Origin of the sequence: Bacillus sp. NPDC094106 (genome assembly GCF_044764345.1) — a bacterium.
In the GTDB taxonomy this organism is placed as follows: domain Bacteria; phylum Bacillota; class Bacilli; order Bacillales; family Bacillaceae_G; genus Bacillus_A.
The window spans coordinates 294,398-319,805 of the sequence record NZ_JBIWHY010000004.1 but is presented as its reverse complement, the minus strand read 5'-3'; the positions used below and the strand labels follow the sequence as shown (position 1 = coordinate 319,805).

At 37.9% G+C, this 25,408-nt stretch carries 24 protein-coding genes and 1 other annotated feature; of the genes, 20 read left to right on the top strand and 4 right to left on the bottom strand.

All coding sequences use genetic code 11. The features are described 5' to 3' along the window. Nucleotides 1–2: 2 nt before the first annotated feature. The 4 genes from ACIQ7L_RS08475 to aspS all read left to right on the top strand — a co-directional run bounded on the left by ACIQ7L_RS08475 (nt 3) and on the right by aspS (nt 4,017). Nucleotides 3–335 carry a YrdB family protein gene (locus tag ACIQ7L_RS08475; protein ID WP_400568159.1) on the top strand — a complete coding sequence of 111 codons (333 nt, stop codon included), beginning with the start codon at nt 3–5 and terminating at the stop codon, nt 333–335. An 89-nt stretch (nt 336–424) separates the two neighbouring features. Beyond that, entirely contained in the window at nt 425–601 is a 177-nt protein-coding gene (locus tag ACIQ7L_RS08470; protein WP_400568157.1) for a hypothetical protein, read from the top strand. Nucleotides 602–655: 54 nt separating this feature from the next. Continuing rightward, nucleotides 656–888, top strand: a binding site (T-box leader). A 69-nt stretch (nt 889–957) separates the two neighbouring features. Next, nucleotides 958–2,229, top strand: coding sequence for a histidine--tRNA ligase (gene hisS, locus ACIQ7L_RS08465; protein ID WP_400568155.1), 1,272 nt, complete (start codon nt 958–960; stop codon nt 2,227–2,229). A gap of 12 nt (nt 2,230–2,241) precedes the next feature. Then, nucleotides 2,242–4,017, top strand: a complete 1,776-nt coding sequence (gene aspS / locus ACIQ7L_RS08460; protein WP_400568153.1) for an aspartate--tRNA ligase — start codon at nt 2,242–2,244, stop codon at nt 4,015–4,017. Nucleotides 4,018–4,163: 146 nt separating this feature from the next. Here the strand turns inward: aspS and ACIQ7L_RS08455 are convergent, their stop codons facing one another. Next, a complete protein-coding gene (locus ACIQ7L_RS08455) occupies nt 4,164–5,657 on the bottom strand; it encodes a peptide MFS transporter (RefSeq protein ID WP_400568151.1) in 1,494 nt (497 codons plus the stop codon). A 227-nt stretch (nt 5,658–5,884) separates the two neighbouring features. Here ACIQ7L_RS08455 and ACIQ7L_RS08450 point away from each other — a divergent pair, with 227 nt between their 5' ends. Next, on the top strand, nt 5,885–6,652 hold the full coding sequence (locus ACIQ7L_RS08450; protein WP_400568149.1) for a tRNA threonylcarbamoyladenosine dehydratase: 768 nt from the start codon (nt 5,885–5,887) through the stop codon (nt 6,650–6,652). A 192-nt stretch (nt 6,653–6,844) separates the two neighbouring features. Here ACIQ7L_RS08450 and ACIQ7L_RS08445 read toward each other — a convergent pair whose 3' ends face one another. Together ACIQ7L_RS08445 and ACIQ7L_RS08440 are read right to left on the bottom strand one after the other, a co-directional pair. After that, complete coding sequence (locus tag ACIQ7L_RS08445; protein ID WP_400568147.1) at nt 6,845–7,495, bottom strand: RsfA family transcriptional regulator; 651 nt, start codon at nt 7,493–7,495, stop codon at nt 6,845–6,847. A 37-nt stretch (nt 7,496–7,532) separates the two neighbouring features. Then, nucleotides 7,533–8,819, bottom strand: a complete 1,287-nt coding sequence (locus ACIQ7L_RS08440; RefSeq protein ID WP_400568146.1) for a replication-associated recombination protein A — start codon at nt 8,817–8,819, stop codon at nt 7,533–7,535. Nucleotides 8,820–9,067: 248 nt separating this feature from the next. On the opposite strand from ACIQ7L_RS08440, the gene ACIQ7L_RS08435 reads away from it, so the two are divergent. From ACIQ7L_RS08435 to ACIQ7L_RS08400, 8 genes are all read left to right on the top strand, one after another. Continuing rightward, a complete protein-coding gene (locus tag ACIQ7L_RS08435; protein ID WP_400568144.1) occupies nt 9,068–10,519 on the top strand; it encodes an RNA-guided endonuclease InsQ/TnpB family protein in 1,452 nt (483 codons plus the stop codon). Nucleotides 10,520–10,924: 405 nt separating this feature from the next. Continuing rightward, nucleotides 10,925–11,341, top strand: coding sequence for a cysteine metabolism transcriptional regulator CymR (gene cymR / locus ACIQ7L_RS08430; RefSeq protein ID WP_097897023.1), 417 nt, complete (start codon nt 10,925–10,927; stop codon nt 11,339–11,341). Between the two features lie 35 nt (nt 11,342–11,376). After that, complete coding sequence (locus tag ACIQ7L_RS08425) at nt 11,377–12,522, top strand: cysteine desulfurase family protein (protein ID WP_400568141.1); 1,146 nt, start codon at nt 11,377–11,379, stop codon at nt 12,520–12,522. Between the two features lie 16 nt (nt 12,523–12,538). Further along, nucleotides 12,539–13,654, top strand: a complete 1,116-nt coding sequence (gene mnmA / locus ACIQ7L_RS08420; protein WP_400568139.1) for a tRNA 2-thiouridine(34) synthase MnmA — start codon at nt 12,539–12,541, stop codon at nt 13,652–13,654. A 353-nt stretch (nt 13,655–14,007) separates the two neighbouring features. Further along, nucleotides 14,008–14,667 (top strand): tetratricopeptide repeat protein, encoded by a 660-nt coding sequence (locus ACIQ7L_RS08415; RefSeq protein WP_400568137.1) that lies wholly within the window; start codon nt 14,008–14,010, stop codon nt 14,665–14,667. 102 nt (nt 14,668–14,769) lie between these two features. Beyond that, entirely contained in the window at nt 14,770–17,106 is a 2,337-nt protein-coding gene (recD2, locus tag ACIQ7L_RS08410) for an SF1B family DNA helicase RecD2 (protein WP_400568135.1), read from the top strand. A 142-nt stretch (nt 17,107–17,248) separates the two neighbouring features. Then, complete coding sequence (locus tag ACIQ7L_RS08405; RefSeq protein ID WP_000490499.1) at nt 17,249–17,437, top strand: hypothetical protein; 189 nt, start codon at nt 17,249–17,251, stop codon at nt 17,435–17,437. An 18-nt stretch (nt 17,438–17,455) separates the two neighbouring features. Then, the gene (locus ACIQ7L_RS08400) at nt 17,456–17,584 is read left to right on the top strand and encodes a YrzQ family protein (protein ID WP_400568133.1); all 129 of its coding nucleotides are present in this window, start codon (nt 17,456–17,458) and stop codon (nt 17,582–17,584) included. 41 nt (nt 17,585–17,625) lie between these two features. On the opposite strand, the gene ACIQ7L_RS08395 is transcribed toward ACIQ7L_RS08400, so the two are convergent. Next, nucleotides 17,626–17,838 carry a hypothetical protein gene (locus tag ACIQ7L_RS08395; protein ID WP_400568131.1) on the bottom strand — a complete coding sequence of 71 codons (213 nt, stop codon included), beginning with the start codon at nt 17,836–17,838 and terminating at the stop codon, nt 17,626–17,628. Nucleotides 17,839–18,012: 174 nt separating this feature from the next. Between ACIQ7L_RS08395 and ACIQ7L_RS08390 the strand changes: the two genes are divergently transcribed. From ACIQ7L_RS08390 to ACIQ7L_RS08360, 7 genes are all read left to right on the top strand, one after another. After that, nucleotides 18,013–19,089 (top strand): AI-2E family transporter, encoded by a 1,077-nt coding sequence (locus ACIQ7L_RS08390; protein ID WP_400568129.1) that lies wholly within the window; start codon nt 18,013–18,015, stop codon nt 19,087–19,089. Nucleotides 19,090–19,566: 477 nt separating this feature from the next. Beyond that, the gene (gene alaS / locus ACIQ7L_RS08385) at nt 19,567–22,209 is read left to right on the top strand and encodes an alanine--tRNA ligase (RefSeq protein ID WP_400568127.1); all 2,643 of its coding nucleotides are present in this window, start codon (nt 19,567–19,569) and stop codon (nt 22,207–22,209) included. 78 nt (nt 22,210–22,287) lie between these two features. Next, nucleotides 22,288–22,554, top strand: coding sequence for an IreB family regulatory phosphoprotein (locus tag ACIQ7L_RS08380; protein WP_097897014.1), 267 nt, complete (start codon nt 22,288–22,290; stop codon nt 22,552–22,554). A 3-nt stretch (nt 22,555–22,557) separates the two neighbouring features. Continuing rightward, nucleotides 22,558–22,971 (top strand): Holliday junction resolvase RuvX, encoded by a 414-nt coding sequence (gene ruvX, locus ACIQ7L_RS08375; protein ID WP_400568125.1) that lies wholly within the window; start codon nt 22,558–22,560, stop codon nt 22,969–22,971. 12 nt (nt 22,972–22,983) lie between these two features. Further along, nucleotides 22,984–23,268: a DUF1292 domain-containing protein gene (locus tag ACIQ7L_RS08370; protein WP_400568123.1), complete on the top strand. Its 285-nt coding sequence runs from the start codon at nt 22,984–22,986 to the stop codon at nt 23,266–23,268. A 212-nt stretch (nt 23,269–23,480) separates the two neighbouring features. Continuing rightward, nucleotides 23,481–24,551, top strand: a complete 1,071-nt coding sequence (mltG, locus tag ACIQ7L_RS08365) for an endolytic transglycosylase MltG (RefSeq protein WP_400568121.1) — start codon at nt 23,481–23,483, stop codon at nt 24,549–24,551. Between the two features lie 215 nt (nt 24,552–24,766). Further along, nucleotides 24,767–25,408 (top strand): O-methyltransferase, encoded by a 642-nt coding sequence (locus ACIQ7L_RS08360; RefSeq protein WP_400568119.1) that lies wholly within the window; start codon nt 24,767–24,769, stop codon nt 25,406–25,408.

The following is a 25,408-nucleotide window of genomic DNA, read 5'->3' as shown; positions in this document are numbered from 1 at the left end:
TTATGTTTCAAGAATTAAATATAGCCCTGCGTTTCGTATTAGAGTTATGTATTCTTGCAATTATTGGTTACTGGGGATTTCGTGTAGGAAAAATACCGGCTATGAAGATTACACTTGCCATCACACTTCCAGTTATTATTGCTGTTATATGGGGGTTATTCGGAGCGCCTAATGCAGAATGGGAGGTACAAGGAACCTTACATGTATTGTTAGAAATTATCATTTTTGGATCAGGTGTTCTGGCGTTATACCATTTAAGACACTATGCTCTTGCAAGTGTATTAGCAGTTGTTATTATTATGAACCGTATTCTTATGTTCATTTGGAACCAGTAGTTTTCTAGCCTTGTATCTGTGTATAACTACCTTATCAGTATGGAACAATAGAAGTAAAAACATCCATATTGAATGTGAGGGATATACGTATGCGCATGAACGAAAAAGGGCACTCTGTTATGAACGGTGCCAATCAATTATTTAATGTGAATTTTCATGAGTTTATTGCAAAAGAACAAGACAATACTTCGATGGAGCTTGCTTCTGAATTTGGTATTTCATTACAAGATGTAAAACGCTTAAAGAAGCAGATTGAACGCTCCTAGGGCACTTGACAATCGCTGTGAACAAACGTATAGTAATTTTATATTTACATATGAAGAGAACCGATGATAGAGAAGAGTAAATGAGACACACATGGAAAGAGAAGAAATGTCTAAGGCTGAAAACATTTCTACATGATGACTGATTGAAGGACACTCTGTAGGTTTCAACTTGAAAGGCTTATATGCTTAGTAGAGATTGAACGCAAATTTAAGCGTTATTAAAAAAGTGGAAGCATACGTGCTTCAAATTAGGGTGGCACCACGGGTATAATACTCTCGTCCCTACTGGATAATCAGTAGAGGCGGGAGTTTTTTTATTTTTATTAAGATTAAAATAATTTGAGGAGGAACTGAATATGTCTATTCAAATTCCACGCGGAACGCAAGATATTCTTCCAGGTAGTGTTGAGTTATGGCAGTATATTGAGGGGCAAGCACGCGAAATTTGCCGTCGTTACAACTATAAAGAAATTCGTACACCAATTTTTGAACACACAGAGCTATTTTTACGCGGTGTTGGTGATACAACGGATATCGTTCAAAAAGAAATGTACTCATTCCAAGATCGTGGTGAGCGTAACTTAACACTGCGTCCAGAAGGTACAGCACCTGTTGTACGTTCTTATGTTGAAAATAAAATGTTCGGTGATGCAACGCAACCGACGAAACTATACTATATCGGTCAAATGTTCCGTTACGAAAGACCACAAGCAGGTCGTTATCGTCAGTTTGTGCAATTCGGTATTGAAGCGATCGGTAGTAATGATCCAGCAATTGATGCAGAAGTAATTGCACTTGCTGTAGAATTTTACCGTGGCATGGGCTTAAAAAATATTAAAGTTGTACTGAACAGCTTAGGTGATGCAGCGAGCCGTCAAGCGCATCGTGATGCACTAATCGCTCACTTTGAGCCTCGCATTGGCGAGTTCTGCTCTGACTGTCAATCTCGTTTAGAAAAGAACCCACTTCGTATTTTAGACTGTAAAAAAGATCGTGACCATGAATTAATGAGCACAGCACCATCTATTACAGGGTACTTAAACGAAGAATCAGCAGCATACTACGAAAAAGTACAAGAGTTACTAACGATGATGGGCGTTCCATTTGAAAAAGATCCAAATCTAGTACGTGGTTTAGACTACTACCAGCACACTGTTTTTGAAATTATGAGTGAAGCAGAAGGTTTCGGCGCAATCACAACATTAAGTGGTGGCGGTCGTTATAACGGACTTGTACAAGAAATCGGTGGTCCAGAAATGCCTGGTATCGGTTTTGCCATGAGTATCGAGCGTTTAATCATGGCGCTAAAAGCTGAAAATATTGAGTTACCAATTGAACATAGCATTGATTGCTATGTTGTAGCACTTGGTGACAAAGCGAAAGATCATGCTGCAAAAGTTGCGTTTGACCTTCGCAAAGCTGGATTATCAGTTGAAAAAGATTATTTAGATCGCAAAATGAAAGCACAATTTAAATCCGCAGATCGTCTAAAGGCAAAATATGTAGCTGTATTAGGTGAAGATGAGTTAGATAAAGGCATCATTAACTTAAAAGATATGGCAACAGGTGAGCAAGAGGAAGTAGCATTAGATGTATTTGCTTCATATGTAGCAGAGAAATTAATATAGGGGGAACTAACAATGGCTGAAAGAACACATGCGTGTGGAAAAGTAACAGTAGAAACAGCTGGACAAACAGTTCAATTAAAAGGTTGGGTACAAAAACGCCGTGACTTAGGTGGACTAATTTTCATCGATTTACGTGACCGTACAGGTATCGTGCAAGTTGTATTTAACCCAGAAACATCAAAAGAAGCACTAGAAGTAGCAGAAACAATTCGTAGTGAATATGTATTACACGTAGAAGGTACAGTTGTTGAACGTGCAGAAGGTGCGATTAACGATAATATGGCAACTGGCCGCATTGAAGTACAGGCAACGAAAGTAAATGTATTAAATGCAGCGAAAACAACGCCAATTATTATTGCTGATGATACAGATGCATCAGAAGATGTTCGTTTAAAATATCGTTATTTAGATTTACGTCGTCCTGTTATGTACAACACATTTAAAATGCGTCACGACGTAACAAAAACAATTCGTAACTTCTTAGATTCAGAAGAGTTCTTAGAGGTTGAAACACCAATTTTAACGAAGAGCACACCAGAAGGCGCACGTGACTATTTAGTACCAAGCCGTGTGCACGACGGTGAATTTTATGCATTGCCTCAATCCCCGCAGCTATTTAAACAGCTTCTTATGGTCGGTGGATTTGAGCGTTACTATCAAGTAGCACGTTGTTTCCGTGATGAAGATTTACGTGCAGACCGTCAACCAGAATTCACACAAATCGACATTGAGGCTTCATTCTTAACACAAGAAGAAATTTTAGATATGATGGAGCGCATGATGACGAAAGTTATGAAGGATGCGAAAGGTGTAGAAATTAACGCACCATTCCCCCGTATGACATACGCTGATGCAATGGCTCGCTACGGTTCTGATAAGCCAGATACGCGCTTTGCAATGGAACTTACAGATCTATCTGAATTCGCAGCAGGATGTGGATTCAAAGTATTTACAAGCGCTGTAGAGAGCGGTGGACAAGTAAAAGCAATTAATGCAAAAGGTGCGGCAGGTAAATATTCTCGTAAAGACATCGATGCATTAACTGAGTTCGTAAAAGTATACGGAGCAAAAGGTTTGGCTTGGTTAAAAGTTGAAGAAGATGGCTTAAAAGGACCGATTGCGAAATTCTTCGGCGAAGAAGATGCAAATGTACTAATGAATACATTAGAAGCGACTGCTGGAGACTTATTACTATTCGTTGCGGATAAAAAGAGTGTCGTTGCAGATAGCTTAGGTGCACTTCGTTTACGATTAGGGAAAGAGCTTGAATTAATTGATGAAAGCAAATTTAACTTCTTATGGGTAACTGACTGGCCACTTCTTGAGTACGATGAAGATGCTGATCGTTACTTCGCAGCGCACCATCCATTCACAATGCCGTTCCGTGAAGATGTTGAGTTATTAGAAACAGCACCAGAAAAAGCGCGTGCACAAGCATACGATCTTGTATTAAACGGTTATGAGCTTGGCGGTGGCTCACTTCGTATTTATGAGCGTGATGTACAAGAAAAAATGTTCAAAGCACTTGGGTTCTCACAAGAAGAAGCACAAGAGCAATTCGGATTCTTATTAGAAGCGTTCGAATATGGTACACCACCACACGGCGGAATTGCGTTAGGTTTAGACCGTCTTGTAATGTTACTTGCAGGTCGTACAAACCTTCGCGATACAATCGCATTTCCTAAAACGGCAAGTGCAAGCTGTTTATTAACAGATGCGCCAAGCCCAGTTGCAGGAGCGCAGCTTGAAGAGCTTAACTTGCAGTTAAACGTGAAAGAAGAGAAGTAAGAACGGAGCCTAGATGGTTATACTAAAGCCATCTAGGCTTCTTTTTTAGGGTAGTGTTTTTAAATCTCATGGTATATAGTAAGTTTACAAAGGTAAAAATAAAAAAGCTGGTGCAATACCAGCTTTTCGTTTTAATCAAATGAATATTAGTGAAGCCCTTTCATGAAGCTTTGAATTTTTGTTGATAGCATAAATAATATTATACTTAATACGATAGATATAGCTCCAATAACTCCAAAGTAAATAATTTCTGTTGCAGGGTTGTATAATTTTACAACCTGTGCATTTATAGCTTGTGCGGATGCAGTAGATAAAAACCATAAACTTATTGTTTGTGCTGAAAACGCAGCTGGAGCTAATTTTGTTGTTATTGATAATCCTGCAGGTGATAAACAAACTTCCCCAATTACTATTAACAAAAAGCTAAGAACTAACCAGATAGGACTTACTAGAGAATCTGTACCGTTAATATAAGCAGGAATAATCATAATCAAGAATGATAATCCAGCAAAAAGTAATCCGATAGCAAATTTATTTGTAGTAGAAGGTTGGCGTGTATTAAGTTTTACCCAAACCCATGCAAATAATGGTGCTAGTATTACTATAAATATAGGACTTAATGATTGAAACCATGCAGATTGTATTTTGAATCCAGCAAATTGTAACTGGGTCCGTTGATCAGCATAGGTAGCTAAAATAATTGCACCTTGCTCTTGTATAGCCCAAAACATTGTAGCTGCAATAAATAACGGTATATAAGCAAGAAGGCGAGAGCGTTCAACCTGTGTAGTTTTTGGACTACGGTACATATAAATGAAGTAGCAAGTAGGAATAATAATTCCTAAGATACTTATTAAAAAAGTAAAACGATTAATAGTTAATAACCCAGTGGGTATTGTAACAGCACATAAGAATACTATAACAAGTATGCTTATGCCAAATTGTTTAAGTGTTTTCTTTCGTTCAATACTTGTTAAAGGATTTGGTATTTGTGTACCAGCTAAACCAAGAGTCTTCTTTTTCGTAAACACAAATATTGATAAGCCTACCATCATACCAACTGCCGCAATTCCAAAACCAAGATGGAAATTATATTGTTGACCTAATGTACCAACAACAAGAGGAGCTACAAGAGCACCTAGATTAATGCCCATATAGAAAACACTAAACCCGGAGTCTCGACGTGTGTCTGATTCACTATATAAATTTCCAACAATACTAGAGATGTTTGGTTTTAATAATCCTGTTCCAAGTATTAAAAATACCATCGATATAAATAAAGTAGTAATACTACCTGGCAGTGATAGAATAAGGTGACCAACCATAATTAAAATGCCGCCCCAAAAAACAGTTTTACTTGAACCAAGTAGACGATCAGAGACCCAACCACCAATAATACTGGACATATATAATAGGGATCCATAAATCGCCATAATTGAGGTGGCAGTAGCTTGATCAATCCCTAATCCGCCTTTTGCAATGGAATAATACATATAGTAAAGTAATATAGCCCTCATTCCATAATAAGAAAATCTTTCCCAAAATTCCGTAAAGAATAAAGTAAATAAACCTTTAGGATGTCCAAAAAAACCTTTTTGTGGAATACTCTCAATAATTTCGTTTTTTTCTTTCCGATCCATAATGTTATCTCCTTAATATATTTAGATATTATTTCAGTATAACTTAAGGGTTTTGATTTTAAAACAAATTTTTAAGTTTACTTCATCTAGTCATAGAACGATTCGGATTCCTTTCTTATGCTTTTGGAATATTTATTTTTAGGAATTCTACAACTTTTTCTATACAAATAGTCGGAAAAACGCTAGAATACATGGTAGACCATTTTTGTAATAGGAGTGTAGAACGCATGTTACATCAATTTTCGCGTAATGAATTAGCCTTCGGAAAAGAAGGTCTTGAAATATTGAAAAATAGTACAGTTGGTATTTTAGGAATTGGCGGCGTAGGCTCATTTGCAGCAGAAGCATTAGCACGTTCTGGTGTAGGACGCCTTGTATTAGTTGATAAAGACGTTGTCGATATTACAAACGTGAACCGTCAAATCCATGCATTACTTTCTACTGTAGGTCGTTCAAAAGTAGAACTAATGAAAGAGCGTATTGCTGATATTAATCCAGACTGCGAAGTTATCGCATTAGAAATGTTTTATACAGATGAAACATACGAAGAGTTCTTTAAGTATGGTTTAGATTTCGTAGTGGATGCATCTGATACAATTACATTCAAAATTCATTTAATTAAACAATGTTTACGACGTAAAATCAAAATTATCTCAAGTATGGGTGCAGCAAATAAAATGGATCCAACTCGTTTCCGTATTGCGGATATTTCTAAAACGCACACAGACCCAATTGCGAAAGTGATTCGTACGAAGCTTCGTAAAGAAGGTATTAAAAAAGGTGTGAAAGTTGTTTTCTCTGATGAAAACCCAATCGTAATTCGTGAAGAGGTTCGTAAAGAAATCGTGCCAGACGAAAATGCAAAAATTCGTAAAGCGAAATTACCACCTTCCTCAAATGCATTCGTACCATCTGTGGCCGGCTTAATTATGGCAAGTCATGTTGTACGTGAACGTATAAAGAATGTAGAAGTGAAGCGTGTGGGGCAAGAATAAGGAAACAAAAAAGCGTATGTTCCGTGGGGATATACGCTTTTTAATTTGTATGAGTGATTTCTTTTTAAGTTTCTAATTGCAAAGAATCCTACAATTAATACGAGAACCCTGAGTGGGATTTTGAAAATTGTCAATGAAAGAAAAGATAATCTCTCCTTTCAGATCGTATCTTTTTGCTAAGTAGGGCGTATTTCAATTCTCAGCCGTATAAATAATATCTAAATTTCCGTTCTGATCTGTTTTGAAAATAGGTGCAATTTGTTCTTCTTGATGATTTACTAAAACAAGCTTCCGTGCACGGTCCATAATTCTAACAAGCATTGCATAATCTTCTTCGATTGTTTGCTGCTTTTTCGTTAACGTTGCTAATTTTGTTTCTAGTTCATCATTCGTCTTTTGTAATGAAGTGAGTTTAACTTGCAATGCTTTATTTTCAGTTTGTAAATTTGTTAGATGGGAACTATGCTGATTTAAGTTTTGTAAGAATGAGATGACATCTTGCATTGTAAGAGAGTGTTTACTAGAAATAAGTTCTTCGGAAAATTCAGCATCAATTACGATTTTCTCTTTTTGTTTCGACTTTAATAGTTGTTCTTTTTCTATATTTGCTTCAGAACGTTTTAACTCTTTTCTTTGCTTCTTAGCAAGCTGTACAGTATCCTCGTAATTTGGTCTTACTTCGGCATTCCAGCGGAACCCACAGGCGGCAGAAGTGCGGTTTAATTTGTCGCCAACTTCCTCAAATGCTTTCAGCTGAGTACTGCCGCTGCGAATATGCCGTAAAACGGTTTCTGCTAAAAGGAGATCGTCTTCTCTTGTCCATGCATCTTGGCGTGTTTTCATAAGCGAAACCTCCATTATCATGTCGTTTTCGCTTAGATTACCCTTTTGGTTTGCTTTTATGCGAACTTTGCAATCTTTCATATACAGTTGAGAGTGCCTGCTCGAATTTCCCGGTCGTTTTCGGTTTATAATATTGCTTGTTTTTTATTTTATCTGGTAAGTATTGTTGCTGTACCCAGCCATTTGGATAATCGTGTGGATATAAGTATTCGGTGCCTCTACCTAATGATTCAGCCCCTTTATAGTGACTATCTTTCAAATGACTTGGGACATCGCCTGTTTGTCCGTTCCGTAAGTCGTGAAGTGCTGCATCAAGCGCCTTGTACGCTGAATTTGATTTTGGAGAGAGACAAAGTTCGATAACTGCATTGGCAAGCGGAATGCGAGCTTCTGGGAATCCGACGCGTTCCGCTGATTCAATCGCAGCGAGTGTACGTGGTCCAGCTTGCGGACTAGCAAGCCCAATATCTTCATATGCCATAATAAGAAGTCGTCTCCCAATACTTTGTAAGTCACCAGCTTCAATAAGGCGGGCTAAATAATGAAGTGCAGCGTTTACATCGCTTCCGCGTACTGATTTTTGAAAGGCAGATAGTACGTCATAATGCGCATCACCGCCTTTATCGTGAACGAAGCTTTTTTTCTGCAAACATTCTTCTGCAATGTCTAATGTGATTTCCGCTTCCTGATCGTCTGTTGTAAAGCTAGATAAAACAGCAAGTTCAAGCGCGTTATAAGCAGAACGCATATCTCCGCCAGAGGCATTTGCAAAGTGGTGTAGTGCTTCATCTGTAACAGTTACATGATACTCTCCAAGACCTTTTTCTTTATCTAGAAGGGCTCGTTTTAAGCCAATTAAAATGTCATCTTCTGTTAGTGCATATAGTTCAAAGATTTGGCATCGACTACGAATGGCAGAGTTAATCGCATGGAATGGATTGCTCGTTGTTGCGCCAATTAAGGTAAGAAGGCCGCTTTCTAAATGTGGTAAGAGGAAGTCTTGCTTTGCTTTATCTAAGCGATGGACTTCATCTAAAATTAAAACAAGGTGGCGGTGCATCTTCGCTTCTTGCACGACCACTTCCATATCTTTTTTATTATGCGTAACGGCATTTAATAGGCGAAATGGCGTCCCTGTACTGCCAGCAATTGCACTAGCAATCGATGTTTTTCCTGTACCTGGGGGACCGTATAAAATCATCGATTGGAAATGGTTGGCTTGGACCATTCGCCATAAAATTTTCCCTTCACCAACTAAATGCTGTTGTCCAATGATTTCTTGAATAGTTGTTGGACGCATTCGATGTGCGAGTGGTTGTTTCATTTTGACCGTCTCCCTTAATATATAATCTCAGTCTATCGTATCATTTTTTTCATAGAAAATTGAAATATGATGCTGTTTTATCGAAAAATTGGCAAGAAGACTCCATCTTCAAAACGCGCAGGGCATAGCCTAGTTTAAGGTGGAGATGAATTGCCATCGAATTTGTAAAAATATTTTTGTAGCGCATCGAATATATGTTCCTTTTGGCTATTTTGTAGTATCATGAAGAAAAGAAGGTGGTGAATAGGATGACAAAAGAAAAAGAATATGCAACCTATCAAATTTGGATTAAGAAAGGGCATAAATTGTACGCCTACTTCATGGAAATGTGTCAAAACGCAAAAAATCTCTACAATACAACAAACTTTTACATTCGCCAAGTGTATACGGCTTTGCGTGCAGAAAAACCATTACAGCCACCTCAACAAGAAGTTCTCCATACATTACAAACGTATATTGAAATTATGAATGAAAATCAACTTCGTGCGTATCAAAAACGTGTACAAAAGCAGAAAGAAAAGCCGGCAGAAGAACGGAAAGAAATCAAGTGTAACCTGTTTACGTTACCGACAAAAAAGAAATCATTCCTCTCCTATAACTTCCTAGATTGTTTGTTTAAAACAATGAAGCAACAAGACTATATAACCCTACCATCACAAGTGAATCAAGCAGTTATGAAGAGATTATATCAAAATTGGAAATCATTCTTTGCTTCCATGAAAGCATATCAGAAACATCATTCCACTTTTACGGGCAGACCTCGCATTCCAAAATATATCAAATCATCTATGAAAGAAATTGTATTCACGAATCAAGTATGTAAACTCCAAGATAAGTACATTCGTTTTCCAAAAACAAGCATAAATTTAAATATAGGTAAATTGTTTGGACGGATTGGTAATCTCAAAGAGGTACGTGTTTCTCCTGCTTATGGGAAGTTTAAGATTGAAATTGTGACAGAACAATCTGAGCTAGCACTTAAGCATGTGGACAATAACCGTTATATGAGTATTGATTTAGGGATTCATAACATTGCAACTATCACAACGAATACAGGAACCATACCTGTGTTAGTAAAGGGCAATGTCATCAAAAGTATTAATCAGTACTACAACAAACAAAAGGCGCATTTACTGAGTGTTCTTCGACATGGAAAAGAACCTAAAGAAGGACCACATACATCAAAGCGTTTAGAGAGGCTTCATGAAAAACGGTTTCTCAAAATAAAAGACCTCTTTCACAAAATGAGTTACCATATTGTTCATTTCGCAGTTCAACATGAGATCTCTATGATTGTCATTGGGAAAAATACATCATGGAAACAAAACAGTAATATAGGAAAAAGGCAGAATCAATCCTTCTGCCATATCCCGCATAATCTACTCATTGAAATGATCACATATAAGGCGCATCGACAGGGTATTACTGTACAAGTGGTGGAAGAATCGTATACAAGCAAGGCATCCTTTCTAGACAATGATGCGATTCCTACTTACGGTGAGAAAGACATTCCTGTATTCAGTGGAAAACGTATCAAACGTGGCTTGTATCGTACGAAAGAGAACAGACTATTGAACGCTGATGTGAATGGTTCCTATAATATCTTAAAAAAAGCAGTTCCAAAGGCATTTGCCAATGGAATAGAGGGGTTGTGCCATGAGGCAGCTGTGTCAACTCCACTCGTATTAAGCATCTCTTGAAGATGATACACGAGAAACCCCCACTTCAAGATCCGAAGGAGATAAGTGGCGGGAGTTTTCATTTTTCTCTTAAGTGTAATAATTCCCGAGTGTTTCAATGTGATTTTACCCCGCATTAACGGGCAGTAATATTCCAACCTTAAACCTCAGGGAAAGCTAAGAAATTAGTTGGGAGATAAACTGCCCGTAAAAGCCCGATTGGTGAGGGCTAATAATCAGCGGGGGATAAAGCTCCCCGCTGATTAAAGTTTCACTTTATGTTATCATTTTGAATACATAAGTTGAAATTTCTTATAATACTATATTATGCTATAATTTCATAGGATTTTGATTTTTAAATTATGTTTTCTTACGAATAAAGATGAAACCAATAGAAGTGAAATTCTGAAAAGAGGTGCGAAATAGATGAAAATTTCAACGAAGGGCCGCTACGGTTTAACAATTATGATTGATCTTGCAAAAAAGTTTGGCGAAGGCCCAATTTCATTAAAATCAATTGCACAGGCGCACGACTTATCTGAGCATTATTTAGAACAATTAATTTCGCCACTTCGTAACGCTCGTCTTGTAAAAAGTACGCGCGGTGCATATGGTGGTTATGTATTATCTGACCAACCAGCTAATATTACGGCTGGTGACGTAATTCGTGTACTAGAAGGACCGATTAGTGTTGTGGAAATGCTAGAAGAGGAAGAGCCAGCACAACGCCAATTGTGGATGCGTGTTCGTGACGCAGTGCAAGAAGTATTAGATAGTACAACTTTAGAAGATTTAGTACGTTATGAGGAAGAAAATCATGGGGGTTACATGTTTTACATTTAATTCCTTGTGAAACGATTTGGAAAGAAGGAGATCTGATGGAACGCATTTACTTAGATCATGCTGCGACATCTAAGCTTCACCCAGAAGTAGTCGAAAAGATGATTCCGTATATGACAGAGACGTTTGGTAATCCGTCTAGTATTCATTTTTATGGACGTCAAGCGCGCCACGCTGTAGATGAGGCAAGACGCGTTTGTGCACGCAGCATCAATGCAAATCCAAATGAAATTATTTTTACAAGCGGCGGCACAGAGGCTGATAATTTAGCGCTTTTAGGTGTAGCTCGTGCAAATCGCCATAAAGGAAATCATATTATTACAACAAAGATCGAACATCATGCAATCTTGCATACATGTGAAGTGCTAGAACGCGAAGGATTTGAAGTGACGTATTTACCTGTGGATAAAACGGGGCGTGTTCAAATTTCTGATGTGCAAGAGGCAGTAACAGATCAAACGATTCTTGTATCGGTTATGTTTGGGAACAATGAAGTGGGAACAGTTCAACCGATTGCGGAAATTGGAGAACTGTTAAAAGAACATCAAGCTTATTTCCATACGGATGCTGTACAAGCCTATGGCCTAACAGCAATTGATGTGAAAAAATTAGGCATTGATTTATTATCCATTTCAGCTCATAAAATTAATGGTCCAAAAGGTGTAGGATTTTTATATGCTAGCACAGGGGTGAAATTTGAACCTTTATTAACAGGCGGTGAGCAAGAGCGAAAACGCCGTGCAGGTACGGAAAATGTACCTAGTATTGCTGGACTTCAGCATGCTATTCTTCTTGCGGAAGAAACACGTGAGCAAAAAAGTGCCCAATATGAAGAATTTAAAGATATAATGGTATCTGTCTTTAAAAAAGAAGACATTACTTTTGAGGTAAACGGAAACTTAGAGCATCACTTATCACATGTATTTAATGTAAGTTTCACAGGAATGGATATTGAACCGTTTCTTGTAAACTTAGACTTAGCAGGTATTGCAGTATCAAGTGGTTCTGCATGTACAGCTGGTTCTATTGATCCCTCACATGTGTTAGTAGCGATGTTTGGAAAAGAATCCGATCAAATACGTTCATCCGTACGTTTTAGCTTTGGTCTTGGCAATACGAAAGAACAAGTGGAAAAAGCGGCGTACGAAACAGTGAAAATCGTGAAGCGATTAACACAAAACTAGCATGGGAGGTGACGTGATGAACAAACTACCTCACGAAACACGCGTTGTCATTGGGATGTCCGGTGGCGTCGATTCATCTGTAGCAGCTCTTTTATTAAAAGAGCAAGGTTATGATGTAATCGGGATTTTTATGAAAAACTGGGATGATACAGACGAGAATGGTGTCTGTACAGCAACAGAAGATTACAACGATGTAATCGAAGTGTGCAATCAAATTGGCATTCCATATTATGCAGTAAATTTTGAAAAACAATACTGGGATAAAGTATTTACGTACTTTTTAGATGAGTACCGAGCTGGTCGTACACCAAACCCAGATGTAATGTGTAACAAAGAAATTAAATTTAAAGCCTTTTTAGAGCATGCGGTTGCGCTTGGTGCTGATTATGTAGCGACAGGTCATTATGCACGTGTTGCTTATATGGACGGCGAATGTAAAATGCTTCGCGGCGTTGATGATAATAAGGATCAAACCTACTTCTTAAATCAATTAAGCCAAGAGCAATTATCAAAAACGATGTTCCCGTTAGGTGAATTAAAGAAACCACAAATTCGTGAAATGGCGAAAGAAGCTGGTTTAGCGACAGCGACGAAAAAAGATAGTACAGGTATTTGCTTTATCGGTGAGCGTAACTTTAAAGATTTCTTAAGCAACTACTTGCCAGCTCAACCAGGTGTGATGCAAACATTATCTGGTGAAGTGAAAGGGAAACATGACGGTCTTATGTATTATACAATTGGACAACGCCATGGTCTTGGTATTGGTGGTAATGGTGATCCGTGGTTTGCTGTTGGGAAAAACTTGAAAGAAAACATTTTATATGTTGATCAAGGATTCCATAATGAGCTTCTATATGGTGATGAAGTCATTGCTACAAATGTAAGCTGGGTAAGCAACAGGGCTAAAGAAAAGGAATTTAAATGCACAGCGAAGTTCCGTTATCGTCAAGAGGATAACAAAGTAACGGTTCAAATCGTTGATGAGAATACGATTCGTATTCTTTGTGACGAACCAATTCGCGCAATTACGCCAGGACAAGCAGTTGTCTTCTATGATGGAGATGAATGCTTAGGCGGCGCTACAATTGATGAAGTATATCGTAGTGGTAAGAAATTAGACTATTTAGGATAAAAATGAGAAGCCTCTGCCGATTAGCGGTCAGAGGTTTCTTTTTTATCCCGCATGAACGGGCAGTAATACTCCCGCTTTAAAATTCGGTGAAAGCATTGTCCAGCTCTAGCGGCTAGAATCTCCGGTTGTTTCGCCCCCTCGGACGAGGTAAAAAGAGCCTCTTTGTAGGGGGCTCCAACGTCCTGCGATTCTGAGCGAGCCGCTTCCGCTTTTCTAAAGAAGTGAGGTGGGAGATAAACTACCCGTAAAAGCCCGATTGGTGAGGGCTGATTAAAATTTCACTTTATAAACGCGAATTTTTGTTCGCTCGGAAAATAGATTCTTTGTTATAATTTGTTGTAGAGGTGAAGATCATGTCAAATAAACTTGAAGCAGGCATTCAATATATGCAAGAAGGAAACTGGGAAGAAGCAGCTAAAAATTTTACAGAGGCAATTGAAGAGAATCCGAAAGATGCGCTTGGGTACATTAACTTTGCGAATTTATTAGATGTGTTAGGTGATAGTGAGCGTGCAATTTTATTTTATAAACGTGCATTAGAGCTAGATGAAAAATCAGCTACTGCCTATTATGGGCTAGGAAACATATATTATGGACAAGAGCAATTTGCAGAAGCAAAATTTGCGTTCGAGCAAGCAATACAAGCTGGATTACAATCAGCTGATGTGACATTTATGCTTGGTATTACACATGTGCAGCTTGGAAATGATCGTCTTGCGTTGCCGTTTTTACAAAGGGCGACTGAATTAGATGAGACGGATGTAGAAGCGGTATTTCAGTGCGGATTATGCTTTGCACGACTAGAACATATTCAAGAGGCAAAACCTTATTTTGAAAAGGTATTACAAATGGACGAAGAGTATGCGGATGCGTATTATAATCTAGGTGTTGCTTACGTGTTCGAAGAAAATAACGAGAAAGCACTTGCTTTATTTAAGAAGGCGACTGCAATTCAACCAGATCACTTTTTAGCAGGGAATGGAATTCGTTTATTGGAGCAAGAAGGAGAATAAAAATGATGCTTTAACGCGCAGTTACCCCTCATCTAATGGTAAGTCAAAAGGTGGGGGCTGTACTGCTCGTTAGAGTGAGAGAAACCGGAAAGGAGAGGACAAATGGGAAATCAACATGCAATGGATTTGTTTGAGGAAGAGCAAAAATTTATAAAAGCACAAGTTCTTCATACCATTTTCCACAACGAAGAAAACCTCTATTCCGTTGTCAGTATGAAAATCATTGAAACAAATGAAACATACGACGAAAAAAAAGTGATGATCAATGGTCACTTTCCCCGTATGCATGAAGATGAAGTGTTTACATTGACAGGTCACTTTAAAGACCATCCAAAGTATGGAAAGCAATATCAAGTTGAAACGTTTAAAAAGGAACTGCCCCAAACGAAAGCAGGTATGGTGCAATACTTAGCAAGTGATTTATTTAAAGGAATCGGGAAACGAACAGCAGAAAAGATTGTTGACCATCTTGGAGAACATGCGATTTCTAAAATTATGGATGACCCAGCTGCACTAGAAGGTGTTGTAAACAAGCAAAAAGCACAAGAAATATACGACACGATTATCGAACATCAAGGGCTTGAAAAGGTCATGAGCTTTTTAAATGGTTATGGTTTTGGAACGAAGCTCTCAATTAAGATTTATCAGCAGTATAAAGAAATGACACTTGAAGTAATTCGAAATAATCCGTATCAGCTTATTGAGGAAGTAGATGGAATAGGCTTTGGAAGAGCGGATGATATAGGACGAGCACTGGGGATATCAGGAAATCATAATGACCGCGTACGAGCGGGATGCTTTTATACACTAGAAAATGTTTCGCTGCAAGATGGGCATGTTTATATGGAAAAGGGACAACTTGTATGGGAAACCATTTCGCTTTTAAATAATCAAGAAGGTGCCGTAACGGAGGAAGATATTGTAGAGTGCGTGGAACTGATGCAAGGTGAAGGAAAAGTCATTATAGAAGAAGACCGCATTTATTTAGCTTCTTTATTCTATTCTGAAAAAGGCGTTGTAAAGTCAATCCGTCGTCTTATGAATCAAGAAGAGACACCATCATTTCCTGAAGCAGAAGTGTTATTGACGCTAGGGAAAATTGAAGAACAGCTAAAAGTACAGTATGCACCGCTTCAGCAAGAAGCAATTCAAACGGCGCTTCATAAGCCGATGATGTTATTAACTGGTGGACCAGGAACAGGGAAGACAACGGTTATTAAAGGAATTGTTGAAATGTATGCGTCACTACATGGGCTATCGTTAAACCCAAAAGATTATAGTGATGATAATCCGTTTCCGATTCTTTTAACAGCTCCGACGGGAAGAGCAGCAAAGCGAATGAGTGAGTCAACGGGGCTTCCGGCTTGCACAATTCATCGTTTACTTGGCTGGACGCCAGAAGGATCTTTCCAGCGTAACGAAACGGACCCTGTACAAGGAAAATTGCTTATTATTGATGAGTTTTCAATGGTGGATATTTGGCTTGCGAATCAATTGTTTAAATCATTACCAACAAATATGCAAGTCATTGTTGTAGGTGATGAAGATCAATTACCATCTGTAGGACCTGGACAAGTATTAAAGGATTTATTAGAGGCAGGTGCCATTCCAACAGTGAAATTAACGGAAATTTATCGTCAAGCAGAAGGTTCGTCTGTCATTCAGCTTGCCCATGCAATAAAGAATGGTACATTGCCGCCAGATTTAGCACAAAATAAAAAAGATCGCTCGTTTATTGGATGTACAGGAGCTCAAATTGTTGAAGTTGTAAAGCAAGTATGTGAAAACGCTAAAACGAAAGGATTCAGTGCTAGAGATGTACAAGTGTTAGCACCTATGTACCGTGGACCTGCGGGGATTAATGTGTTAAATGAGGTGCTTCAAGAAGTATTTAATCCTAAAAAAGAAAAGAGCAGAGAAATCGCTTATGGTGATGTTGTATACCGAGTAGGAGATAAAGTTCTTCAATTAGTCAATCAGCCGGAAAGTCAAGTTTTTAACGGTGATATCGGAGAAATTGTTTCTGTATTTTATGCGAAAGAGAATGTGGAGCAACAAGATATGGTTGTCGTTTCATTTGATGGGATTGAAGTAACGTATATAAAGCCAGATTTAAATCAAATTACGCATGCATATTGTTGCTCGATTCATAAATCACAAGGTAGTGAATTTCCAATTGTAATTATGCCGATTGTAAAGAGCTATTATCGTATGCTGCGCCGAAATTTAATCTATACAGGGATTACGAGAAGTAAAAAGTTTTTAATTATTTGCGGTGAAGAATCAGCCTTTCAATCCGGTGTGAATCGTCTCGATGATGCAATGCGTCAAACAACGCTAGCTGGTCGCCTGCAGGAGTCGCAAGGAGAAGTGCAAATGGTTACGATTGATGGTCAAGAGATGGATGTGGAAAACATTTCCCCGTATGATTTTATGTAGTAAGGTGAAATTATATAGTGAATCTTTCGATGCGTATAACGTTATTTTGAAAGTGTAAGAGCAGTTCTAATATGTATAAATGAATGCAGTTTGGACATAATGGCGAATAGAAACTGGGAGTTTGTAAGGAGATGAAAGCCATATGTTCAGTTGTCCAAATTGCAAAGGGAAAGACATTGGAAAAATAGGTGTCAACCAATTTTATTGCTGGAACTGTTATATTGAATTATCGGTTTCAAAGGGGAAAATCCATACGCATCAAGTAGAAGAAGATGGTTCGCTTAGTTCTCTTGATGATTTATTTGATGAGAATGAACGAACGATTGGATAATCAAAAGGGGGATTTACTTTGAATCTACGCAATTCATTAATCGCATTAGGTATTGGGGCTGCGGCATATCAATATGCACGTAAACAAGATATGTTTTCTAAACGCAATATGAGAAAAGCACGTAAAATGATTAAGTCTTATCTATAATCATTTTTATAAATGAAAAACTCCCTAATAGGGAGTTTTTTTCATGCGCTCGTATATAAATAAAAAAGTCCAATTTCCGAAAAAAGGTAAGAAAGTCCGTAGCATCCGATCCCGAGAACTCCGTAATACCACAGTTGTTTTGCTCGCTCCTTTCGCGGCGAACGCGTGAAGAGCCCCTTCCAAATACCAAATCCAATACAGACCCATTCAAGAACCATGCAAAGTGCCGATAAAATTAACATAAGCCAAACCATTGTATTCCTCCTGACCATATTTGTGATTTGCTGTAGTCTCAGAGTGGTTGTCCTTATTATGTTAAATATATGTAAGTCTTTTAGAAACAGTATGGGCTGTATGAAAATATTTTAGTACGCTTATTTTTTTTAAAGTTTTACACATAACCTTCTCTATTTCTTTTCAAAATAAGGATGGAGGAGGTTTTTCGTTTGAAGAATCTTAAAATCATTTGGATCTATCGATTAGGATTACTGTTATTGGTGTTTCTATGTTTGCTCGTTTTTTTAAAAATTAAACCGTTATGGGCGCCGATTATATTTGTGTTTAAGGTGGCAATTACACCGTTTTTTATTGCTTGTTTCATTGCATATTTACTGCATCCCTTAATTGAAAAATTACATAAAGAAGGAATGCCACGTACACTGGCTATTTTGCTTATTTATATTCTCTTTTTTGGTGGTCTTGGGTATGGGATTTATAAAGGAACACCGATTGTGATGGCACAGCTGCAAGAAATCAATAAGCAATTTCCACAGTTTATGAAAATGTATGATTCGTGGATGGATGGTGTGACAGAGCAGACAGACAATTTTCCATCGTTTATTCATGAGAAAGTAACGCAAGTTTTTATTGGAATTGAAATGAAGATACAGGCGTTATTAAATAAAATGATGAGTACAGCGCGTGGTATATTGGATTCATTGCTCATCATCTTTTTAATTCCATTCATTGTATTTTACATATTAAAAGATTATGGAGAATTTTATCGTACTTTTTGGAATATTATTCCACAAAAATGGCGTAGTACAGGACAAGAGTTGACAAAAGAAATTGATAAATCACTTGGAAGTTATATTCGAGGACAATTATTTGTTTGTTTAGTTTTAGGAGGAATGTCTGCTCTTTCCTTTTGGTTTATCGGTATGAAATATCCTTTACTACTTGGCATTATTGTTGGAGTTACCGATATTATTCCTTACTTTGGACCAATTTTAGGAGCAATTCCGACGTTGATGATTGCAGCAACAGTGTCTACAAATCTTTTTGTGAAAGCTAGTATTGCGCTTGCCATTTTACAATTTGTTGAAAGTAACATTTTATCCCCGTATATTGTTGGGAAATCACTACGTATGCACCCGGTTGTTATTATGCTTGCACTACTAGTCGGCGGAGAAGTTGGCGGAATTATAGGTCTTTTAATATCAGTTCCTATTTTAGCGGTGATTCGAACAGTAGTTGTTCATATAAAGCCACTCTGGAAACATTGACAAATGGAAACGGATTCGCTACAATTTTGGCATATAACATAAACTTATATAAGTTTATATAATAAAATGTATTATATATGTTGTGAAATTGATGACGGAATGAGTATGTTACAGTCCATTTTCAGAGAGAAGCTTCCAATGGCTGAAAGAAGCTTTAAATGAAGGGTGACAGAACGCTAATCCTGAGAGCAGTTAATCCCTGCCGTCTTGCCACGTTACGGCACCATGAGGTGATGGAATAAATGCATATTATGGTATGCAATCTAGCTTCAGCGTCTAAAAGCTCCGAAATTTCCCAATCTCACTGAAAGACAAAAAGCGTCTTTCGGTTCGACTGGTCCAATTTCTTCCGCTTTTAAGCGAGACGCTTCCGCTTTTTATTTCATAATTAGGGTGGTATCGCGAGTTAACTCTCGTCCCTTTTATAGGGACGGGAGTTTTTTGTTTTTATGGAATTTCTTAAAGGAGGAAATATAGATGAAACAATTAACAGGCGCACAAATTCGTCAAATGTTTTTAGACTTTTTTGAGGAGAAAGGGCATGCAATTGAACCAAGTGCATCATTAGTTCCACACGAGGATCCATCTCTTTTATGGATTAACAGTGGTGTAGCGACATTAAAGAAATACTTTGATGGCCGTGTAATCCCGCAAAACCCACGTATTACAAATGCACAAAAATCAATTCGTACAAACGATATTGAAAACGTTGGGAAAACAGCTCGTCACCATACATTCTTTGAAATGTTAGGGAACTTCTCAATTGGCGACTACTTTAAAGAAGAAGCAATCACATGGGCTTGGGAGTTTTTAACAAGCGACAAATGGATCGGATTCGATAAAGAATTACTATCAGTTACAATCCATCCAGAAGATGAAGAAGCATTCACAATTTGGAATGAGAAAATGGGTGTTCCAAAAGAGCGTATCATCCGTTTAGAAGAAAACTTCTGGGATATCGGTGAAGGACCAAGTGGACCGAATACAGAGATTTTCTATGACCGTGGAGAAGCTTACGGTAATGACTTTAGTGACCCAGAATTATATCCAGGCGGAGAAAACGAGCGTTACTTAGAAGTATGGAACCTTGTATTCTCTCAATTTAACCATAATCCAGACGGTTCATATACGCCGCTTCCTAAGAAAAACATCGATACAGGGATGGGTCTAGAGCGTATGACATCTATCGTTCAAGATGTGCCTACGAACTTTGATACAGATCTATTCATGCCGATGATTAGCGCAACAGAAACGATTTCTGGTGAGAAGTATCGTAATGGTGACTTAGAAAAAGATATGGCGTTTAAAGTAATTGCTGACCATATCCGCACAGTAACATTCGCTGTTGGTGACGGTGCTCTTCCATCTAACGAAGGCCGTGGTTATGTATTACGTCGTTTATTACGCCGTGCTGTTCGTTACTCGAAAAAATTAAACATCAACCGTCCATTTATGTTTGAATTAGTACCGGTTGTTGGAGAAGTAATGAAAGACTTCTATCCAGAAGTACTTGAAAAGAAAGATTTCATCGCAAAAGTTGTGAAAAATGAAGAAGAGCGTTTCCATGAAACACTTCATGATGGTGAAGCAATTTTAGCTGAAGTAATTGCAAAAGCGAAAGAAGAAAAAACAACTGCTATTTCTGGCGTAGATGCGTTCCGTCTATACGACACATACGGTTTCCCAATTGAATTAACAGAAGAATACGCAGAAGAAGCTGGTATGACGGTCGATCATGAAGGCTTTGAAGCTGAAATGGAAAAACAACGTGAGCGTGCACGTGCTGCTCGTCAAGACGTTGATTCTATGCAAGTTCAAGGCGGTGTCCTTGGAGAAGTTAAAGTAGCGAGCGAATTCGTTGGTTACGGTACAGTTGCAACAGAAAGTAACGTTGTTGCACTTGTGAAAAATGGTGAGTACACAGATAGCCTACAAGCAGGTGAAGAAGGACAATTAATGCTTGATGTAACGCCATTCTACGCTGAGAGCGGCGGACAAATTGCAGACCGTGGTTACCTTCTTGCTGACGGTGTGAAAGTTCTTGTAAAAGACGTACAAAAAGCACCAAATGGTCAAAACTTACACAAAGTTGTTGTAGAAGAAGGTACATTAACGAAAGAAGTAGCTGTAAAAGCTATTATCGATACGAAAAACCGTAGCAGTGTTGTGAAAAATCATACAGCAACGCATATTTTACACCAAGCACTGAAGGATGTACTTGGAACACATGTTAACCAAGCTGGTTCTCTTGTAACTTCAGAACGTTTACGCTTTGACTTCTCTCACTTCGGTCAAGTACAAGCTGACGAATTAGAAAAAATTGAGCGTATTGTAAACGAAAAAATTTGGGAAAGTATTGATGTTGAGATTTCTCAAAAAGCAATCGAAGAAGCAAAAGAAATGGGCGCAATGGCATTATTCGGTGAAAAATACGGAGATGTTGTACGCGTTGTCCAAGTAGGTGATTACAGCCTAGAGCTTTGTGGCGGTTGCCATGTTGATAACACAGCATCTATCGGTATTTTCAAAATTGTTGCTGAGTCTGGTATCGGAGCAGGAACGCGTCGTATTGAGGCAGTAACTGGAAAAGCAGCATACGAATTAATGAACGATCAAGTAGGTTTATTAAAAGAAGCTGCTAGTAAAATGAAAACAAATCCGAAAGATATTTTAACAAGAGTAGACGGCCTGTTTGCTGAAGTGAAACAACTTCAAAAAGAGAACGAATCTCTTGCTGCTAAATTAAGCAACATTGAAGCTGGAAATTTAACAGATTCAGTTCTTACAGTTGACGGGGTTAATGTATTAGCAACAAAAGTAAATGTTGCAGATATGAACAACTTACGTACAATGATGGATGACCTGAAAAACAAATTAGAGTCTGCAGTTGTTGTATTAGCAGCTGTAAATGATGATAAAGTGAATATCCTAGCAGGTGTAACGAAAGATTTAATCAACCAAGGCTACCATGCAGGTAAACTTGTGAAAGAAGTTGCTTCTCGCTGTGGCGGTGGCGGTGGAGGCCGTCCTGATATGGCTCAAGCAGGTGGTAAAAACCCAGCACAAGTGGATGAAGCTTTAGCATTTGTAGAAGAGTATGTTAAATCTGTTTCAAAATAAAGAGATAGTAGTGTACAATAGTAGGGAGAGGAGAAAGTCTTCTCCCTATACTTACTACTTATAAGTGAGGTGCTTAAAATGGACGGTTTTGATAAAACAATGAAGTTTAGCATTCAAGATGAAAAACAGAGTGTCCATGTAAACGATGTACTTTTAACTGTGTATGATGCACTTCAAGAAAAAGGCTATAATCCGATTAATCAAATTGTCGGTTATTTATTAAGTGGAGATCCAGCATACATACCCCGTCATAAAGATGCACGAAGCATTATTCGCAAGCTTGAACGTGATGAGTTAATTGAAGAGCTTGTGAAGTCTTATTTGAAACAACATCATGAGGAGTAGTTTATGCGGATATTAGGTTTAGATGTTGGTACAAAAACAGTCGGTGTTGCAATTAGCGATGAAATGGGCTGGACAGCACAGGGCTTAGAAACGATTAAAATCAATGAAGAACGAGGAATTTTTGGTTTTGATCGGGTATCTGAGTTAGTAAAACAGTACAATGTGGACAAGATAGTAGTAGGATTGCCAAAGAATATGAATGGTACGATTGGTCCGCGTGGCGAAGCATGTCAGCAATATGCTCAAAGTTTACGTGAACTGTTGCAATTGGAAGTTTTACTATGGGACGAGCGTTTGTCAACAATGGCGGCGGAGCGTCTTCTTATTTCGGCTGATGTTAGCCGAAAAAAACGGAAGCAAGTCATTGATAAGATGGCTGCAGTCGTGATTTTACAAGGATATTTAGATAGTAAATAAGAGGTGACCAGAATGGAAGAAAATCAAATTACAATTGTAGACGAAAAAGGAAACGAGCATTTATGTGAAATTATTTTCACTTTCGATGCTGAAAAATTTGGGAATAAATCATATGTAATCTTCTCCCCAATTGGTGAAGTTGACGAAGATGGAGACCCAATTTACGATGCAATGGCATATGAGCAAAGCGAAGATGAATCTGGTGGAACATTGCTTCCAATCGAATCTGAAGAAGAGTGGGAAATGGTACAAGAAATGTTTAACACTCTTGCTGCAGAAGAAGACGGCGAAGAATAATTTATGAAGAGATGGGCTGTATGACAGCCCATCTTTTTTTGTATTCATTTGTAAAATGACAGATATTTTTGTCGAAACTACATAATTATTTATAGTATAATAAGACGGATTGTATCAAATAAATTTGCAAATGCATGAGCTTTGCTTTGGTTTTGTAGAGCATTGTATAGAGGAAGTACATATGGTCTACAATGGAATAAGGAGGAAGAACTTTGATAGAGAATCAAGTGAAGAAGAAGCGTAGACGCGCCCTTTTCATAACAGTTATTGCACTAATTGTAGTCTGTGGCTCAGTCTATGCGTATATTTTATCTGCATTAAAACCAGTTGATAGCGGAAATAAAAAAGAAATTGAAGTCGAGATTCCAAAGGGTTCATCTACAAGTCAAATCGGAGAAATTTTAGAGGAAAAAGGCGCTATTAAAAATGCTACAGTATTTAGTTTTTATGCAAAAGCAAAATCTAAAAAATTACAGGCGGGTACATATTTATTAAATTCGTCAATGAATGTAGATGATGTAATGGAACAAATGTCATCGGGTAATGTGCATCGTCCAGTTGCCTATAAACTGACGGTTAAAGAGGGTGCACAAGTTGTTGAAATTGCAGATATGATTGCGAAGGAATTGAAGTGGAATAAAGATGATGTTGTGCGTCAATTAAACGATAAGGCGTTTGTTCAAAAGATGCAACAAAAGTATCCGGTATTATTGACGAACAAGATTTTTGATAGCAACATTAAATATCCGTTAGAGGGCTATTTATATCCAGCGACATATTCTTTCTATAAAAAAGATACAACCTTGGAAGAAATTGTGACGCCGATGCTTGAGAAAACAAATGCGCTCATTGTTCAAAATGAGGCGAAAATGAAAGAAAAGCAGTTGGACGTTCATCAGCTCTTAACACTATCTTCTTTAATTGAGGAAGAGGCGACTGGGTATACAGACCGTCAAAAGATCTCTAGTGTCTTTTATAATCGCTTAGCTAAGGGAATGCCACTGCAAACAGATCCGACGGTATTATATGCGCTTGGAAAGCATAAAGAACGTGTATTATATGAGGATTTAAAAGTAAATTCACCGTATAATACGTATGTTGTAAAAGGATTACCTGTTGGACCCATTGCGAATTCTAGTAAGCGTTCTATAGAAGCAGCGTTAGAGCCTGCACAAACTGATTATTATTATTTCTTAGCAGCACCAAATGGTGAAGTGTATTATGCGAAAACGTTAGAAGAGCACAATGCATTAAAACAAAAATATATTACACAAAAGAAATGAAAATAGGAGGGAGAGCGAAAAGGGTCGCATATCCCTCTTTTTTGTGGTAAAATATATCGGGTTAAAAACTGGCAGAAGAATCGTTTTTAATATCAAAACGGGACGTACAAGCTAAGGGTGAAGCTGGCTTGTATTTTTATTGCATTCTATGTGTGAAAAGACAAAGACTGACACGTCATAGAGGCACTTCTCCATGTAAATAAGGAGGACCATTTATGGAGGATGCAGTTAACGAGTACCTATTATCATTTATTGATCCAAAAGATGAACTGATTCTTGAAATGGAAGAGTATGCAAGTGAACATCATGTGCCGATTATGGATCGTCTTGGAATGGAATTTATGTTGCAATTTTTACGTTTAATTGGACCGACAAGCATATTAGAGCTTGGGACAGCAATCGGTTATTCCAGTATTCGTATGATGCAATCTATTCCAAATTCGCGTATTGTAACAGTAGAACGCAATAGCGATCGATATGAAAAAGCACTTGAATATATAGAGCGTTCTTCTGTAAACGAGCGTATTTCCGTTATTTATGGTGACGCATTAGAAACAGGTGAACAAGTAAAAGAACATGGAACATTTGATGTTATTTTTATTGATGCTGCAAAAGGGCAATATCGTCGCTTTTTTGACTTGTATGAACCGTTATTAAATCCTGGTGGTGTCATTATTTCAGATAATGTACTATATCACGGTCTTGTGACGACAAAGGAACACATTGAAAATAGACGTACACGCGGTTTAATTAGACGAATTAAAACGTATAACGAGTGGCTCATGAATCATGAAGGATATGATACAACCATTTTCCCAATTGGTGACGGAGTGGCAGTGAGTAAAAAGAAAGGGTGA